At 68.3% G+C, this 16,753-nt stretch carries 16 protein-coding genes and 1 pseudogene; 16 read left to right on the top strand and 1 reads right to left on the bottom strand.

Going from position 1 to position 16,753, the window contains the following annotated elements; all coding sequences use genetic code 11:
* The first annotated feature begins 49 nt into the window (after positions 1–49).
* The 6 genes and pseudogenes from RIV12_RS06165 (at position 50) to RIV12_RS06140 (ending at position 4,835) form a co-directional block, all read left to right on the top strand.
* Positions 50–172 (top strand): hypothetical protein, encoded by a 123-nt coding sequence (locus RIV12_RS06165; RefSeq protein WP_256695847.1) that lies wholly within the window; start codon positions 50–52, stop codon positions 170–172.
* Between the two features lie 200 nt (positions 173–372).
* The gene (locus RIV12_RS06160; RefSeq protein WP_309322863.1) at positions 373–555 is read left to right on the top strand and encodes an NAD-binding protein; all 183 of its coding nucleotides are present in this window, start codon (positions 373–375) and stop codon (positions 553–555) included.
* Between the two features lie 53 nt (positions 556–608).
* A complete protein-coding gene (locus RIV12_RS06155) occupies positions 609–1,433 on the top strand; it encodes a class I SAM-dependent methyltransferase (RefSeq protein ID WP_309322833.1) in 825 nt (274 codons plus the stop codon).
* 54 nt (positions 1,434–1,487) lie between these two features.
* A pseudogene (locus RIV12_RS06150) lies at positions 1,488–1,936 on the top strand (RpiB/LacA/LacB family sugar-phosphate isomerase).
* Between the two features lie 382 nt (positions 1,937–2,318).
* Complete coding sequence (locus tag RIV12_RS06145) at positions 2,319–3,041, top strand: TetR/AcrR family transcriptional regulator (RefSeq protein ID WP_309322832.1); 723 nt, start codon at positions 2,319–2,321, stop codon at positions 3,039–3,041.
* Positions 3,042–3,128: 87 nt separating this feature from the next.
* On the top strand, positions 3,129–4,835 hold the full coding sequence (locus RIV12_RS06140) for an MDR family MFS transporter (RefSeq protein WP_309322831.1): 1,707 nt from the start codon (positions 3,129–3,131) through the stop codon (positions 4,833–4,835).
* A gap of 112 nt (positions 4,836–4,947) precedes the next feature.
* Here RIV12_RS06140 and RIV12_RS06135 read toward each other — a convergent pair whose 3' ends face one another.
* Positions 4,948–7,152: a PQQ-dependent sugar dehydrogenase family protein gene (locus RIV12_RS06135; protein ID WP_309322830.1), complete on the bottom strand. Its 2,205-nt coding sequence runs from the start codon at positions 7,150–7,152 to the stop codon at positions 4,948–4,950.
* Between the two features lie 323 nt (positions 7,153–7,475).
* On the opposite strand from RIV12_RS06135, the gene RIV12_RS06130 reads away from it, so the two are divergent.
* From RIV12_RS06130 to RIV12_RS06080, 10 genes are all read left to right on the top strand, one after another.
* Positions 7,476–7,970, top strand: coding sequence for a methyltransferase family protein (locus RIV12_RS06130; protein ID WP_075414272.1), 495 nt, complete (start codon positions 7,476–7,478; stop codon positions 7,968–7,970).
* Positions 7,971–8,053: 83 nt separating this feature from the next.
* The gene (locus tag RIV12_RS06125; protein ID WP_309322829.1) at positions 8,054–9,121 is read left to right on the top strand and encodes an LLM class flavin-dependent oxidoreductase; all 1,068 of its coding nucleotides are present in this window, start codon (positions 8,054–8,056) and stop codon (positions 9,119–9,121) included.
* A 48-nt stretch (positions 9,122–9,169) separates the two neighbouring features.
* Positions 9,170–9,619 (top strand): hypothetical protein, encoded by a 450-nt coding sequence (locus tag RIV12_RS06120; protein ID WP_075379513.1) that lies wholly within the window; start codon positions 9,170–9,172, stop codon positions 9,617–9,619.
* 181 nt (positions 9,620–9,800) lie between these two features.
* A complete protein-coding gene (locus tag RIV12_RS06115) occupies positions 9,801–10,013 on the top strand; it encodes a hypothetical protein (protein ID WP_003780572.1) in 213 nt (70 codons plus the stop codon).
* On the top strand, positions 10,013–10,261 hold the full coding sequence (locus RIV12_RS06110; protein ID WP_003780556.1) for a hypothetical protein: 249 nt from the start codon (positions 10,013–10,015) through the stop codon (positions 10,259–10,261). Before RIV12_RS06115 ends, RIV12_RS06110 begins: the two co-directional genes overlap by 1 nt.
* Positions 10,262–10,612: 351 nt before the next feature.
* On the top strand, positions 10,613–12,025 hold the full coding sequence (locus RIV12_RS06105; protein ID WP_254654137.1) for a Rep family protein: 1,413 nt from the start codon (positions 10,613–10,615) through the stop codon (positions 12,023–12,025).
* Complete coding sequence (locus RIV12_RS06100; protein WP_009212769.1) at positions 12,022–12,612, top strand: hypothetical protein; 591 nt, start codon at positions 12,022–12,024, stop codon at positions 12,610–12,612. Before RIV12_RS06105 ends, RIV12_RS06100 begins: the two co-directional genes overlap by 4 nt.
* Positions 12,609–14,378, top strand: a complete 1,770-nt coding sequence (locus RIV12_RS13155) for a relaxase/mobilization nuclease domain-containing protein (RefSeq protein ID WP_428978917.1) — start codon at positions 12,609–12,611, stop codon at positions 14,376–14,378. Before RIV12_RS06100 ends, RIV12_RS13155 begins: the two co-directional genes overlap by 4 nt.
* A gap of 88 nt (positions 14,379–14,466) precedes the next feature.
* On the top strand, positions 14,467–14,835 hold the full coding sequence (cmtR, locus tag RIV12_RS06085) for a Cd(II)/Pb(II)-sensing metalloregulatory transcriptional regulator CmtR (protein ID WP_003780589.1): 369 nt from the start codon (positions 14,467–14,469) through the stop codon (positions 14,833–14,835).
* Complete coding sequence (locus RIV12_RS06080) at positions 14,832–16,736, top strand: heavy metal translocating P-type ATPase (RefSeq protein ID WP_003780583.1); 1,905 nt, start codon at positions 14,832–14,834, stop codon at positions 16,734–16,736. Before cmtR ends, RIV12_RS06080 begins: the two co-directional genes overlap by 4 nt.
* Positions 16,737–16,753: the final 17 nt, after the last annotated feature.

Raw genomic sequence — 16,753 nt, 5'->3', positions numbered from 1 at the left:
GCGTCGTTTCTGAGTTTTTGTCGAAGTGAGGCGGGGTGCCGGGGGAGAGGTGGGAGGGCTCCTCGGTGGGCCGTTGGCGAGGCGGGCCTCGGCCTCGATCCTGACGACCGCCTTCGGCATCCTCCTCCTGGGCGTCTGCGCCGTCACCGCCTACGACCCTCTGACCTCCTGAGCCAGGGATGGGAGCTCGCCCTCCGAGCCTGCGGTGACCGCGGATACGGCGCTGCGGCTCGGCACGTACTTCGGGGTATCCGCGCAGTTCTGACTGAACCTGCAGACCCAATACGACCTTGACGTGGCGGAGGACCGTCTTTCGATGCAGATCGATGCCATCACTCCGCTGCGGTTGGCCTGAGGCTCGACATGCCGTAGATCCCGCAGCATCTCATCGTCGTCGGTGGCGGGGTCGTCGCCTGCGAGGCCGCCACGTGGATGTCCGCCCTGGGCTGCGATGTCACCATGCTGGTGCGTGGTCCCCGCCTCCTGTCGGCTGCGGAGTCCTTCGCCTCCCGACTCATCGAGTCCTTCACCAGCGAGGCCTCCTATGAAGGATAATGAATGTGATTGTCAGTATCGACATCGGTGGTGCCGTCTCCTAGGATGAGACCATGATCGGCGCAGGGGTTCAGGAGACTCTCTTCTTCCCGCTTCTGGGGCGGGCTCGTGCTGCGCGAAGCTGGCCGAGCTGCTTTCAGGACTCCTGGTCCGAGCGCCTGGTCTCGATGGTCTCCGCCTTCCGCCCTGGCGTCGAGGACATGGATATGGGCGAGATGTCCGCCGCCATCTACGCCTTGCGCCACCTTGCCGCCGTGACGGAGATCCGGCGCTACCTGGACACCCACCCCGAAGCCGCCGTCGTCGATCTCGGCTGCGGACTGGATCGTCTCGTTGACGAGGTCGACAACGGTCGGGCGCTGATCTACAACCTGGACTTCCCCGACGTTCTCGAGTCCCGACGCACCTGGGTCGAGCCCCATGAGCGAGAGCGGGAGCTCCCCTTCTCCTTAACCGATCATCGCTGGATGGATGAGGTCGATGCCAGCGGCGGACTGATTGCCGTGGCCTCCGGGGTCTTCTACTTCCTGGAGACCAGCTCAGTTCGAGACCTCGTCAACGCGATGTCCCACCGCTTTCCCGGCGGCCGTCTGGTCTACGACTCCGAGTCCCCGGAGATGGTCGCGATGAGCGAGCAGGCCGTCCGGGATCGAGGAATCGACGCGGCCCCCATGCCCTTCCGGGTCGCCGACCCCTGCGCCGCACACACCTGGAGTCCCCGCGTCTCCCAGATCAGGGTGAACTTCGACCTGTCCTCCTACGCCGCCGATCCCTCAGCCCTTCCTGCACAGGTACTCGAGGGCGTCGCTCAGATGAGGCAGGGTCGGGCTCTCTATGAGGTCATCGCCGATTTTGCCGTCTCAGGGGAACCCTGCTGACTCATTGACCGGGGCATACTCGCCTTCCGTGACGAGGCCTGAGAGACTGGGCGCATGCGAATCGCCATCGGTGCCCCGGGCAATGGAGCCCTCCTGAAGGACGCCATCGAAGAGCGGTTGGTCGAGGATGGGCGCGTGAGCGACGTCGTCGACCTGTCCGCACCGGAGATCACCTACCCGGAGGTCTCCTTCCGGGTCGCCCGGGCAGTCGCCGAGGGATGGGCCGACCGCGGTGTTCTCATCTGCGGCACCGGCGTGGGAACCGCCATCGCGGCCAACAAGGTCCCGGGGTGCGCGCAGCGACCGCGCACGACCTGCTCACCGTGCGCGGCTCGGTGGAGAACTACGACGCCCAGATCCTGTGCATGGGGCAGAACGTCATCGCGGCCCCAGCCGCCTGGGCGCTCATTGACATCTGGCTCGACCTGCATCACGACCCCACCAGCAGCTACGGCCCCAAGGTCGGCGAGATCGCCGCCTACGAGGCGCGCCTCCACTCCTGAAGGCGGCCCCGCGCGAGCGGATGGGTGCTCATGGCGCTATCCGCAGTCTTTACGTGCGCGAACCCGACCAGAACCTTATCGACGTCGCTGTCGACGAGAGTGCCTGAGCCTCGCCCGGCTCCTGGAGGGGGAGCTTGTGTCCAAATCGGATACAAAGGAGCCTGAAGTCCGATGTGGCTGCTGCCTGAACCGCGGAATCATGCGGTTTCTTTCTGTGTGTCCGAACTGGGGACGAGTCTTTGTGTCCGATTTGGACACCGCTCAGCACATCTTGGCCAGTCTTGCTGAGCATGGGGCCTCGGCTCCCGGTTGACGACCCTCGTGAGGAACCTCGCGCAGACCTGCATTGAGTGCAATACTGCACTGAGTGCAAGATGGGCGTGTGACTGGAACCGACCTGCGCGCCACCCATGCGCAACGCACCCGCGCCGCCATCCGCGCCGCCGCACTCGCCCTGACCCGGGAGCGCGGCTATGCCGCGATGACGGTCGACGATGTCGCCGCCCTCGCCGGAGTCTCCCGGCGCACCGTCTTCAACCACTTCTCCTCCAAGGCCGACCTCCTCGTCGTCGGCCTGGAGCCTCCGGCTCCCGCGGTTATCGAGGCCTTCGTCAACGGCTCCGGAAGTCTCCTGGAGGACCTTGGCTCCCTGCTCGCCTCCGGCGCCGAGGCTGTCGAGTCTGAGCGCGGCTGGCTCTTGTCCTTCCCGGAGATCGTGCGGGACAACCCGGAGGTGGAACGAGCCGTCCACGAGCGGCTGCGCATCGTCGCCCAGTCCTTGGCGGAGGCAGCAGGCCGTCGGCTGGGAGCCGAGCCTGACGACCCGCGCACCCGCGCCGTCGTCGCCCTGGCTATGGCCGTCCAGCGCAGCTCCCTGGACCTGTGGTGCGGGCGCTCCCACCCCTGGGAGGAACACCGTGAGGCGGCAGCTCGCACCGAGCCCACCGGCGCCTCCGAAGCCTCAGGCCAGTGCCCCCATGCCCGCTTGGTCGACGCCGTCCGCGCCATGGTCGAGGCGATCTCCGAGGTCGTCTCCCACCCCCGGTCGGTAGTAGTGGCCTCCACCGCTTCCAACGACCCGAGGCCGTCGAGCTCGCCGGGATAGCTGAGCGTGCGGCTCGCCCCCATCCTTCTCACCGACTCACTGAAACGACCGTTTCCTTTCTTCGCCCTCACCGACAAGGCCTCACTCATGACTCAACGCACCTCGACGCCGGCCTTGACCGGCCCCGCCCTCCACGAACCGGGGGCGGACTTCCACCCCGACCGCCGCTTCTGGGCGGTCTACGCCTCGCTCCTGGTGGTCATGTTCCTGTCCGCCATGGACCAGACGATTGTCGGCACGGCCCTGCCGACCATCGTGGGCGACCTCGGCGGCGCCGCCCACATGGCCTGGGTCCTGACCGCCTACACCCTGGCCATTACCGTGGCCATGCCGGTCTACGGCAAGCTCGGCGACCTCGTGGGCCGCAAGAACCTCTTCCTGGTGGCCATTGCCCTGTTCCTGATCGGCTCGGCTCTGTGCGGCACCGCCGACACCATGACTCAGCTCATCATCTACCGCTTCATCCAAGGCCTGGGCGGCGGCGGTCTCATGATCTCCTCCCAGGCGATCACCGGCGACCTCATTCCGCCGCGTGTGCGCGGCACCTACATGGCCCCCATGGGAGCCATGTTCGGCATCGCCTCCATCCTGGGGCCCATCATCGGCGGCTGGCTGACCGACTCGGTCTCCTGGCGCTGGACCTTCTGGATCAACCTGCCGCTGGGTGTTCTCGCCTTCGTCGCCATTGCCATCGTCCTGCGCCTGCCCAGCAGCCGCCTGACCAGCCCCATCGACTGGTGGGGACTCGGACTCATGAACGCCGGCGCCATCGCCATCGTCCTCATGGCCACCTGGGGCGGCAACCAGTACGCGTGGACCAGCCCCGTCATCATCGGCCTGGGCGTCGTCGGCCTGGTCTGCTGGGGGCTGTTCGCCTTCGTCGAGACCCGCGCCGCCGACCCCATCCTGCCCTGGTCGATCCTGACCAACCGCACCTTCATCGTCTCCACGGCCGTCGGCATGCTCGCGATGGGCGGAATGATCGGCGTCATGAGCTACCTGCCCACCTACCTCCAGATGGTCTACGGGTACTCGGCCACCGCCTCCGGCCTCCTCCTGGTGCCCATCACGGTCGGGATGCTCGTCTCCTCGATCCTGTCAGGCGTCCTCGTGTCGCGCACCGACCGCTACAAGATCTACCCGGTCCTGGGACCCCTGATCGCCGCCGGCGCCTCCTTCTGGCTCTCCCGCCTGTCGACGACGTCGCCCGTCTGGCAGATCTCCGCGGCCACCTTCCTCATGGGGGCGGGCATTGGGCTGTTCTTCCAGCTCCTGGTCACCGTGGTTCAGAACGCTCTGCCGGCCAAGCACCTGGGCACGGCCACCAGCGGCAACAACTTCTTCCGCGAGGTCGGCGTCTCTCTGGGTGCCTCGCTCATCGGTGCGGCCTTCTCCTCCGGTCTGACCTCCAACCTCACCGATCGGATCGGGGCGCTGGCCCGTAGCGCGGACCCGGCCGTCCTGGGGACGCTGGCCCAGTTCAAGGACGCCGACACCTCCTCGCTCACGCCCGCCCTGGTCAACCAGCTGCCCGCCGCCCTGCACGACGCCGTGGCCGGCTCCTACGCCGACGCCCTCCTGCCGATCTTCGGCTGGATGATCCCGCTGTTCGTGGCGACCTCCGTCGTCGCCCTCTTCCTGCCCGAGGTGCCCCTGTCCCAGAAGACCGCGATGGAGCAGGTCGCCGAGGCAGAGGGTGCTGCCGAGGCCGAGGTCAGCGAGCCGACGGCGCCGCAGGATACGGACTCAGCGCAGGAGCCGGCGGCGCCGGAGTCGGCGGCCGACGCAGAATGATGAGGGGCGGTGTGGTGAGCCGGGCGGCCGGCCCGGCTCCGCACCGCCCGGGATCACCGACAAGGTCGGCGGGCTCTGCCACCGGCATCCCGACGGTCAGGCGGCATCCGCCTCATCCCGCTGGGAACGTGTAACGGTAGATCGTGGCTCCCCGTGCGTAGTAGAGATTGCGGTCGGCGCCGAGGGTCAGGGAGTTGACGTAGACCTTTCCTTGGGGGGTGTTCACGAAGTCGGCGATGACGGTGCCGTCGTCCTGCAAGGATGTGCTCAGGGCCCGCAGCCGGCCCGCCATGATGGCGTAGAGCACGCCGTCGCGCTCTATCATCTGACTGCGGTTGGCGTCGGCGTAGCCCTGCCTTGTCAGCGCTCGGCTGCGTCCGATCGTGAAGTCTGTCGGGTTCACAGTGAAGACGTGCATGCCGGTGGTCCCGTACAAGGTGCCGTCGCTGCCCGAGGTCAGGGCCGTGATGGAACGCTGATCCTTGAATGGTGTCATCACGCGCGTCACCTGCTTTGTCTTCACGTCGAACTCGAAGAGCCTGGGGGCGGTGGCCTCCGTCTGGGCGGCGTTCATGCCGTCACCGCTCGCACTGGTCCCCACGTACAGCTTGTCCTTGTGATGGACGATTGAGAGAGGCCTGCGGTTGCTCAACGAGCCTCGCAGGGACGGATCCGCATAGGCGATATCATCCAGCGGGTAGGTGGAGATCTCGTTGCGCGCGGCGTCGTAGATGGACAGCGCCCCGGAGCCGTTCTTCCCCATGGGGGTGGTGCCGACGGCGAATCGATCCGCATCGATCGGTACGATGGTGTACGGCCGCACCTGGCTGGCATCAGTCGTGATCTTCACCGATCGGGGATGCTCCATCCTTGGCCCGTTCGCCCCCATCTCGTATGTGACTAGCTCGCCGCTGGGATAAATGCCCGTGACGAACCACTTGCTGCTGTGCCCGAAGCCCTCGACCTGGCCCAGCGGGGCCGTGGTCAGGCTGTACTGCGTCTTGTCCACCTGCGCGTTGGGGGTGGTACGAAGGAGCATCGGAGTGGTCATGTACCAAGAGGCGTAGAGGTCTCCGCCGGGGACTGCCGTGAGGGACTGGATGCTGCGGAGTGATCCCCGGATCCCGTTGCTTCCGTTCGCGTCCTTGGGGAGGTCTGCCGCGCTGCGATCAGAGGCATGAACAATGGCGATGCTGCCGTCGTCCTTGCCCGCTGAGATGAAGTGGTCGTGCGTCGCCCAGCTCGACTGGCTCGGCCGGGCTGTGGAGGCCAGTCCTTCGGCCAGCGTCCGTGAGGTGTTGGTCCGGGGGTCGTACTCCTGGAGCGTTGGTGTGTTGGCGCTCTGGACGGTGTAGTAGACCTTCTCGGCCTCGCCGGGGCGGGTGACGACCTGGCTGGACCAGGTGTCCAGCTCAATCGGCTTGCCGTCCTTCATCTTCTGCGCCCCGGTGGCCGGGTCCAGGACGCAGGTTCCCCCGCAGGTCGGCCGGACTCCACCCGGGACGTTCGTGCCGACGTACAGGTTGCCGGCCTTGACCTGCAGTCGCTCGAGGTGACCGAGGCCGGCGGTGACGTGACTGGGAACCGACAGCTTGGTGGCGGCGTTGGTGGAGGTGTTGATCCGGACAATGGACAGGGTCTTCGTTCCCGTCCCGGCGTAGAGGAACCCGTTGTCGTAGGCGAGACTGCGCACCTCGGTCTGTCCGGCCTGGACTCCTCCCGGCAACAGGTCGGTCCACTGGCCCCTTCCCTGGTTGGCGGAGGGGTCGTATCGCAGGATGTGGCCGCCGCGATCGCTCTGGGTGGCCACATAGACCCGGTCGTGCTCGTCGACGACGACGTCCCAGAGGAACTTGCTGTAGGCGGCGACCTGTTCGTAGCCGGGCCGGGACGGATCGCTCAGATTCGTGGCCTTCTTCCCCTCGGGGGCATCCGGATCGATCTCGAAGAGCTGTCCGCCGCCGCTGGCGAGCAGGACGTGCCGGTTCGACAGCCTGGCGAACTCCCAGGGCTGCACGTCGGTGTTCTCCGGGGCGAGCCGCTCGCGCGACCTCAGTGTGCGGGTGCTGAGGTCCACGATATGCAGCATGCCGCCGTCGCCTCCGGCCACGACAATGCCGACGGGGGTGCCGTCACTCAAGGCGGTGGTGCCGACGCTTGGCACGCTGGGTTTGGGTGGTGGTGGGGTGGGCAGCGCCTCCTCCCGGCCCCCCGGGTCGATGGCAACGGCGGGCGCGGTGATGGACAGAGCCAGGGCAAGGGCGGTGATAAGCGCGCCCCATAGCGTGATGATGGTCGTCCTTGCTGGCTGTCTCATATCTGTTCTCGCATTGTGTCGGGGGAGGAAGGTGCTACGCGTGTCGCCGTCCAACCAGCTGAACTCGTTGGGGTGGAACGAACCGTGTGGCCATTGTTCAACGGGGGCAACACGAACGATGGTGAAACCAAACGTGAAGTTGAACGATAAGTCACTGAGAGAGTACTGATTGTGAGTGTCGTGCGCCACTTGAGTGCGGGCTCCTGTTCTTCGTCTCCAGGAGTCGGTCCCTCGGTGCGACCTCCGTTCTGGTGGTCCGGAGCAGTCGTGTGGCTGAGCCCGATGTCCCGCCGGGGCGTGGTGGGTGAGAGGATGGCCCGGTGATGAAGCAGATCTTCAGGCGACCGCCCCCGGCAGTGCTGCTGGCGATGGCGGGCGCGGCGCAGGGCGCCATGGCTCGTGGTCGGACAGTGACGCCTGCGTCGGTGGCGGCGGCCACCGCCGTCGTCGGAGGCTCGCTGTGCCTGCTTGCCGGAAGTGCGGGTAGCTTTCTTCGCCACCGCACCACGGTCGACCCAGTGAGGGTCGAGCGGGCCCAGCACCTCGTTGTGGACGGCCCCAACCGGCTGACGCGCAATCCCATGTACCTGGGCCTGACGGGCCTGCTGCTCTCGCACGCGATCGCGCGCAGGAGCCCGTCCGCGCTGATCCCGCTGGCCGGCTTCGTCTGGCTCATCGACCGTCACCAGATCCCGGCCGAGGAGAAGGCTCTGGAGGAGAGGTTCGGGCAGGACTACCTCGACTACAAGGAGGCCGTTCCCCGCTGGCTGGGTGTGCCGTGCGCTCGAGGGTGCTGTCAGGCGCGCTGCCGGCGCTGAGGGTGTGCGGCGCATGAGGGTGGGGTGACCTGAATCGCGCGGTCGGCCGGAATGATCCGGCGGAGCGCGTAGTTGAAGGTTGTATGAAAGCATTCGGGTTTCTCAGCTTCGGACACTATGGACACGGTCGCGGCCCTGGCGACCCCGACGCCGGCCAGGCGCTCAAGGAGGCCGTCGAGATCGCCGTCGGCGCTGACGAGATCGGCGTCAACGGCGCCTACTGGCGCGTCCACCACTACGCCCGCCAGGCCGCCGCCCCCATCCCGCTGCTCTCCGCGGCCGGCGCCCGTACCCGGCGCATCGAGGTCGGCACCGGCGTCATCGACATGCGCTATGAGAACCCGCTCTACCTGGCTGAGGAGGTCGCTGCCCTCGACCTGCTCACCGACCAGCGCATTGCCATCGGCATCTCCCGCGGCTCGCCGGAGCAGGCCCGCCGCGGCTGGGAGACCTTCGGCTACACCGGCGGCGTCGACCCGCGCGGGGCTGACGTCGCTCACGCCCACACCGCCCAGTTCCTCGACGCCGTCCGGGGCGTCCCGCAGGCGGACCTCGACACCAGCGGTGGCATGGCACCCGGCGCCAGCTCCCGCCTGCGCATCGAGCCGCACGCCCCCGGCGTGGACCGCCGCCTGTGGTGGGGCGCCGGCTCGCGGGAGACCGCCGAGTGGACCGCCCGCCAGGGTCTGAACCTCATGAGCTCGACCCTCCTGACCGAGGCCACTGGCGAGGGCTTCTCCCACCTTCAGGCCGAGCAGATCCGCCGCTACCGCGAGACGTGGAAGGAGGCCGGCCACAACTGGACCCCGCGCGTGAGCGTCTCGCGCTCCATCTTCCCGATCGTCTCCGAGGTCGACCGGAAGTTCTTCGCGCTGCGCGGCGAGGACTCCCACGACCAGATCGGCGTCATCGACGGCCTGCAGTCGACCTTCGGGCGCACCTACGCCGCCGAGCCCGACGTCCTCATCGAGCAGCTCGCCCGGGACGAGGCGCTCCATGCCGCCGACACCCTCATGCTCACCATTCCCAGCCAGCTCGGCGTCGACTTCAACCTCCACATCTTGCAGGCCTTCGCAGAGCATGTCGCCCCGGCACTGGGGTGGCAGCCCAACACCGCCGGACCGGTGACGGGCTACTCCCTGGAGGCGTAGACCTCCGGCAGCGGTCACCGTCCCGTCTGGTCGCGATACGGTTCCGTCATGGAGGGTGCAGGCGATCAGGCCCCGGTGGTCGTGCACGACCTCGTGATGCCACAGGAGGACGATGGGCCGGATCGCGAGGAGCTGCTGACGGAGCGGAACGCCCTGGTCGATCGGGTGAAGGAGCTGAGCCCGCTGCTGCGCGACATCCATCAGCCGGTCCTGGAGATAACGGCAGCGATCAACGACGTGAAGGCCCGCATCGACGAGATCGACGCGGAGCTGCTCGACCGTTCGGTGTCGGCGGCGGCGAAGCTGCTCGCGGACGTCGAGGAGCCGGTCGGCACCGCGGAGCGCCGCGAGGTGGTCGAGGCGAAGTGGAAGGTGTTGGACGTGGACCGCCGCCGGATGCTCGTGGACGAGCTGGTGACGGTGACCATCGAGCCCATCACGCCCGGTCACGTGAAATTCGACCCCGACCTGATTCGGATAGAGCCGCGTCGCGACTGACTCATGAGTCGACTCGTCATTGCAATGGTGAGTCGACTCGTGGGAGAATGGTTGCAGACAAGAAGATCCCACCGGGGCCGCGACTTAGAAGCGCGGGGTTCTGCTCCCGGATGAGTAGCCGGTCAAACAGCCCAATTACCGTGGCGGGGAACCGGAAGATACTCATGTCTGAGGACTTCCGATGTCTGTCGTTATCGACGTTCCCCGCGCATCCGCGCTCGACCGCCCTGGCCTCGATCAGGGCTCCACTCCTTCTCCGCAGGCAGACGGCCTCGATCCCGTCATCGCCGCCGCTCGTGCTGCTGGTCGTCTGGCCGGTGAACGCCTGGCTCGCACGCCCCTGACCCCGCGACAGCGCGCCGCGGTCGCCGCCGTGATGGGCGGTGGTCACTGATGAGCGCCAACTCCGCCGCCTTCGACCACGTGAACGGCTTCCGCTGGCGACAGGGCGACCCCTCCCTCGCCGAGTCCGAGGCACGTCTCTACGACCTCGGCGTGCTCCGCTCCGTGCTGGAGGAGTCCGTCGAGATCGCCGTCGCCGACGCCCGCGCCGATGGGGTGACCTGGGCGAAGATCGGCGACGCCCTCGGCGTCACGCACCAGGCTGTCATCAAGCGCTACGGCCGGGGCGGTGGTCGCTGATGCGCGCCGACGCACGCAACCTCAGCACCGCTCCCGCCGACCTGACCCCGCCCGGAGGGCCTGGCCTGGCACCCGCCGAAGGCGGGCTGCCCGTCGTCGTGATGACGGTCCGCAGCCGTGCTTCGCACTCTAAGAGTTTCGGGAGCCTCATTCGTTCCTACGGGCGCGGCAAGGGCTTGTCGATTGCCGCGTCCTGCAACAACGTGCCTGGTCAGCGGTCGGTTCCGCCCGCGCTCCGTCGCGTGGCCTCGTGGGATCATTTTGGGTCTCATTTGGGGGTCAATAGGGGGTCATTTAGGCGCCGCAATCTCTCTGAGGCCCTCCGCGCTGTCCGCGGCGGGGGTGGTCGCTGTGGCTAAGCAGGAGAACAACCCGACGAGCATCGGGCTCACGCAGTACCTCGATCCGTCGTACTGGACCTGGGCTGCCGAGGACCCGAACGGGGCCGCGCTGCTCCAGCAGGGAGCCGAGGCGATCCTCGCCTACGTGGTGCAGCGGCTCGAGGCCACCGGCTGCGAGGTCGTCGAGGCCTACGGCATCGTGCATGACAAGGACGAGCGCGAGGTCTGGAGCGACACGGAGAAGGCTCTGGTGATCGAGCCGAAGCCCGATCACCTGCACGCGGTCATCAAGTTCGCCAGCCGTGCGAAGAGCGCACCGCTGGATCGGCTCGCGTTCGGCATCGGCGTCGAGCCCCAGTACGTCGAGAAGCCGGGCCGCGGGCGGTACGCCTACGACAACATGCTGTCGTATCTGACGCACGTGAAGTACGCGGACAAGCACCAATACGCGCCTTCGGAGGTCGCTACGGTGCGTGGGCCTGACTACCTCGGGATCGACGCCCAGCGTCGGGAGACCTGGCTCAAGGGGCGCGCGCACGTGAAGAAGAAGGTCGTCGCCGAGAACTTCGAGGACATGCGCGAGCGCGTGCTCCAGGGCGAGTTCACGCGGGATCAGATCATGCTCACGGACGAGCTGTTCGACATCTACTCGCGGCATCAGCGGGAGATCGACGACGCGCTGTCGGCCTACGGCCAGCGCCGCGCATACCGGGCGGCGGCGAAGCTCCGCGCCGGTGAGTTCTCGACGCACGTGGTGTTCGTCCATGGGGATGCCGGGATCGGCAAGACCCGGTTCGCCACGGACTTCATCACCGAGGCGATCAACGCGGCGAACGCGCACGGCGAGCGGTGGCAGGTCTACCGGGCCGCGACGGGGAACCCGCTTGATGACTGGCGAGGCGAGGAGGTGCTGCTGCTGGACGATCTGCGGGCCTCGGCGATGGATGCGAACGACTGGCTGCTGCTGCTTGATCCGTACAACGCCTCGCCTGCGAAGGCTCGGTACAAGAACAAGGGCGAGGTGGCCCCGCGCCTTATCGTCATCACGGCGACGATCGAGCCTGTCGAGTTCTTCTACTACGCCCGCCAGAAGGGCAACGTGGACGAGGCGTTGGACCAGTTCATCCGCCGCTTGGCCTCGGTCGTGAAGGTCTATCGCGCCGACGACATCAATCGTTACCTCGTGCAGCACATTGGGAAGATCGAGCCCTACGAGTGGCACCAGTGCAGCATCCCGACCGCCGCACACACGCCCGGCATGTACGGCAACGCGTATCACCAGAACGTCGGGTCGCGGGAACTGACCTACGGTCCGGAGACCTCGGGGGAACATGACGCTGAGGGCGCGGTTGCTGAGCTGCTGGGCGGGCTCGCGGTGCGGAGCCCTGACGTGCCGCTGGCGCTGATCGGAGGTGCCGCATGAGCACCGAACGCGATGCGCTCTTCCAGGGGGTCGAGGGGGCCGGAGGCCCCTCGCAAGCAGCCGGGGAGGACATGAGCGCCAGCGAAATGTCCGACACGGCTACTGCTTGCCACTCTGGCGTACAGGTGGAGCAGCAGACCGACTCCCAGGTGAACACCGGTCGGGCTGATGCGGAGGCTGTGCGTCAGAGTCACGGCGGCGCGAAGCGTCGTCGTGGGGGCCGCGCGAAGCTCGATACCGACTTCGGAGAGGAGACGCTCGCGGCGCTTCGCACTCGTGCGAAGCGGCTCGGGCTGGCTCCGAGCACGTGGGTGCGGACCGTCGTCCGGGATGCCCTCCACGCCTCTCGGAGCGAGGAGTTGGACGCCGCCGTGGCCGCGCACCTGCTCGGGGTCGAGGCGCGGGTGCAGGCGTCGGCGGATGCTCGCGAGCTAGCCGCGCAGATTCGCCCGCTGGCGATCAACGTCAACGACCTCGACCGCCGGGCGCGGGCTGGTGAGTCAGTGGCGCTGTCGGCGGAGGTGCCCGAGCTGATCGAGTTGCTGCGCGAGGTCCGCGCCCTGCTCGGGGATCGGGCGGCCTCATGAGCACCACGCACTACAGCGCGAGCGCCAGCGCCGCCGACACGGAGCGCTATATCCGTGGCAAGGAGGACGAGCGGGGCATCGCGATCACGTGCGATGTGCCGGGAGGCCCCGGCGCGTTCTCGGCGCGCGCTCGGTCGCTCACGCAGAACACGACGCGCGAGGTCGAGGCGGTGCATTACCGCCAGTCGTTCAGCGACGAGGAGTTCGACCCGAAGAGTCCGGAGGACGTGCAGCGGGTGAACGATCTCGGTTATCAGCTCGCGAAGAAGATGCACCCGGATTCCGACTGCCTCGTAGTCAGTCATGTGGATGGGCGGGGCAAGAAGCCGCACAACCACATCTTGGTCATCAACCACAACAACCGGACGGGGAAGGCGCTCTCGGACTATCGCACGTTCCACGACCGCAAGGCCGGGAATCAGCGGGGCGTCCAGTCGGCGAACGACCAGCTGATGCGAGAACACGGGCTCTCGGTCGTGAAGCGGCTGGAGCACGCACCGAAGGACTGGGAGCTGCGCCGCGAGGACTTCGCCGAGGGATCGCTCGACCGCGAGATGGGCGACCGGATGAGCGCGGCGCTGGCCGATCCCCGGGCGGTGGACAAGGCCGGTCTGGTCTCGGTGATCGAGGAGCAGAACCAGCGGCTCGGCGATGACGGGGAGCGGGTGCCGCGGATGCGGTTGCACAGCCCCGTCAGCAAGAAGGGCAAGCGCGCCGGGCAAGAGACCTGGACGCTCTACATCGAGGATCGCCGCGGCGAGTCCGGCCGCGCCGAGCGCCGCAAGCGCGCGAGCGCCCTCTCGGCGGACTTCACCCCGGAGGGCGCGCAGGCGTTCTTCGACTACCGAAGGAGAAGGAACATGAGCGCAGCGCTCGACAGGCTGAAGCAGCAGAACGAGCCCGAGCAGTCGCAGCAGCAGCTCGGCAGTCCGGAGACGATGGAGCTGTTGACCTCGATCCTCGCCGCCGTCGAGGCGCAGAACACGAGGATCGCCACGCTGACCGAACAGCAGAAGAAGCTCGCGGGGTTCGTGAAGGTCATGGACGAGGAGACGACGAGGCGGCTGGAGCGGATCACGGCCCCGGCGTCGACCTCCTCGCCCTCCAGTGACGTGTCCGCGAGGATCGCGAGTATCGAGAGCAGGCAGAACGAGATCGCGAGCACGCTCGGCGAGTTCGCGCAGAGTCTCAACGGCGAGAGCTTGAACGCCGCGTCGCGGAGCTTGGTCGCGGAGGCGCAGAAGAATCGCGCGGCTACGGCCTCGGCGATTGAGGGTCTGAAGGCGCAGGTCACAGCGAACCAGAAGCTCGTGAGCCAGGTCGGCGGCGCGGTCCAGCGGATCGAGAAGCGCACCGAGGAACGGGTCGAGAAGGCTGTCGAGCAGGTCGCCGGGGAGGCTTCGGCCACGATGACCGCGAGCCTCGACGCCTCGAACGCGCGGGCGGAGCGGATCATCGCCGCGACGGCGAAGCTGGAGGCGCGACAGCTCTGGTCCGCCGCCGTCGCGATGTGCCTCGTTCTCCTGCCGGTGGCCGTGGTCGTCGCCGGTCTCTGGATGGGCATCGCCGGGCTCATCACGGGTGTTCAGTGGGCGCTGGACGTGGACGGGAGCGTGTGGCTCGGCATCGGCCGGTGGCTCGTGGTCGGCGCTGGCCTCGCCGGGGCCGGCTACGGGCTCTTCGCGTCCGTCCGCTGGGTTGCGGGTCTCGTGGAGACCTGGAAGGGCCGCGGGATGCCGAAGTGGCCCCGCTGGCGCAAGAGGTGATCACGCCTCACGAGGGCAAGCGCGCGCAGCGCGTGCGGCAGCCGCGACAACTGGACATTAGGTCAGCGGCTGCTGTATAGTTCAGTGCATGCTGACCATTGCTTCGCGTCTTGACGTCATGAACCGGCTCGGCCGGGCCATGGCCGACCCGACGCGCTCCCGCATCCTGATGTCCCTGCTCGACAGCCCGAGCCACCCCGCGGTGCTCTCGCGCGAGCTGGGGCTGACCCGCTCGAACGTGTCCAACCACCTGACCTGCCTGCGCGACTGCGGGATCGTGGTCGCCGAGCCCGAGGGCCGCCAGACTCGCTACGAGATCGCCGACCCGCACCTGGCCGCGGCGCTGACGGCACTGGTCGATGTGACCCTCGCCGTGGACGAGAGCGCGCCGTGCATCGACCCGGCCTGCTCGGTGCCGGGCTGCTGCGCCGCGAGCAGTTCGGGGGACGCCTCGTGAGCGCCGCCTGCGGCTGCGACGAGCCGACGACCAGCCCCGCGGACGAGGCAGAGGAGGCAGAGCGCCCGTGGTGGCGTGATCCCGGCCTGGTCGTGCCGATCCTCTCCGGCGTCGCGTTCGGCACCGGCCTGGCGCTGGAGTGGTCGGGGCTGCACATCGCGGCGCTGGTCGCGTTCTGGGCGGGCCTGCTGCTGGGCGCGTACACGTTCGTGCCCGGTGCGATCCGGAATCTCGTTGTGAAGCGCAAGCTCGGGATCGCGCTGCTGATGACGATCAGCGCCGTGGGCGCGGTGATCCTCGGCTACGTCGAGGAGGCGGCCGCGCTGGCGTTCCTCTACTCGATCGCCGAGGCCCTGGAGGACAAGGCGATGGACCGCGCCCGCGGCGGGCTGCGCGCGCTGCTGAAGCTCGTGCCGGAGACCGCGACCGTGCTGCGCGACGGGACCTCCGCCTCGGTCCCGGCCAGGGAGATCGCCGTCGGCGACGTGCTGCTGGTCCGCCCTGGCGAGCGGGTCGCGACCGATGGGCTGGTCCGCTCGGGCCGGTCGAGCCTGGACACCTCGGCGATCACCGGTGAATCGATCCCGGTCGAGGTCGCGCCCGGAGAAGCGGTGTCGGCGGGCGCGATCAACAGCGCCGGCGTGCTGGAGGTCGAGGCGACCGCCGCGGGCACCGACAACTCGCTGACCACGATCGTGGAGCTGGTAGAGCAGGCCCAGGCCGAGAAGGGCGACCGAGCCCGGATCGCTGACCGGATCGCCCGCCCGCTGGTGCCCGGCGTGATGGTCCTCGCCGTCCTCGTCGGCGTGCTCGGGTCCCTGCTCGGCGACCCGGAGACCTGGATCACCCGCGCCCTGGTCGTCCTCGTCGCGGCCAGCCCCTGCGCGCTGGCGATCGCGGTGCCCGTCACCGTGGTCTCCGCGATCGGCGCGGCGACCAAGTTCGGCGTCGTCATCAAGAGCGGGGCCGCCTTCGAGCGCCTCGGCGGCATCCGGCACCTGGCCGTGGACAAGACCGGCACTCTGACCCGCAACCGGCCCGAGGTAACCGCCATCGTCGCCGCCCATGGGTTCGATGATGCGCAGGTGCTTGCTTGGGCTGCCGCCGTGGAGCAGCACTCGACGCACCCACTCGCCGCCGCCATCGCCGCCGCGGGCCGGGGAACCCCCGCCGCGCAGGACGTGGCCGAGGAGGCCGGGCACGGCATCGGTGGCCTGGTCGACGGCCGCAGGGTGGCGGTGGGCAGTCCGCGCTGGATCGACGCCGGTCCGCTCAAGGCCCGGGTCGAGGACCTGGAGGCCGAGGGGCAGACCTGCGTGCTCGTCACCGTCGACGGCTTCCTGGCCGGGGCGATCGGCGTCCGCGACGAGCTGCGCCCCGAGGTCCCCGAGGTCGTGCGGACCCTGCGCGACCAGGGCGTCGAGGTGAGCATGCTCACCGGCGACAACTCCCGCACCGCTGCTGCGCTGGCGAAGCTGGCCGGGATCGGCGACGTGCACGCCGAGCTGCGTCCCGAGGACAAGGCTCGCATCGTCGCCGGGTTCTCGGAGACGTCGCCGACCGCGATGATCGGCGACGGCATCAACGACGCGCCCGCCCTGGCCGGGGCGACCGTGGGCATCGCGATGGGCGCGACCGGCTCCGACGCCGCGATCGAGTCCGCCGACGTCGCCTTCACCGGCCACGACCTCGGCCTCATCCCGCAGGCTCTGCGCCACGCCCGCCGCGGCGGCAGGATCATCAACCAGAACATCGTGCTGTCCTTGGCGATCATCACTGTGCTGCTGCCGCTGGCGATCACCGGCGTGCTCGGCCTGGCAGCGGTCGTCCTCGTGCACGAGGTCGCCGAAGTCGTCGTCATCGCCAACGGACTGCGGGCTGCGCGTGCCCGCAAGCAATAGGTGTTCCGTCCAACGCC

The sequence above is a fragment of the Actinomyces stomatis genome (assembly GCF_031292835.1).
Classification (GTDB): domain Bacteria; phylum Actinomycetota; class Actinomycetes; order Actinomycetales; family Actinomycetaceae; genus Actinomyces; species Actinomyces stomatis.
This window is presented reverse-complemented; position numbering and strand designations above follow the sequence as displayed.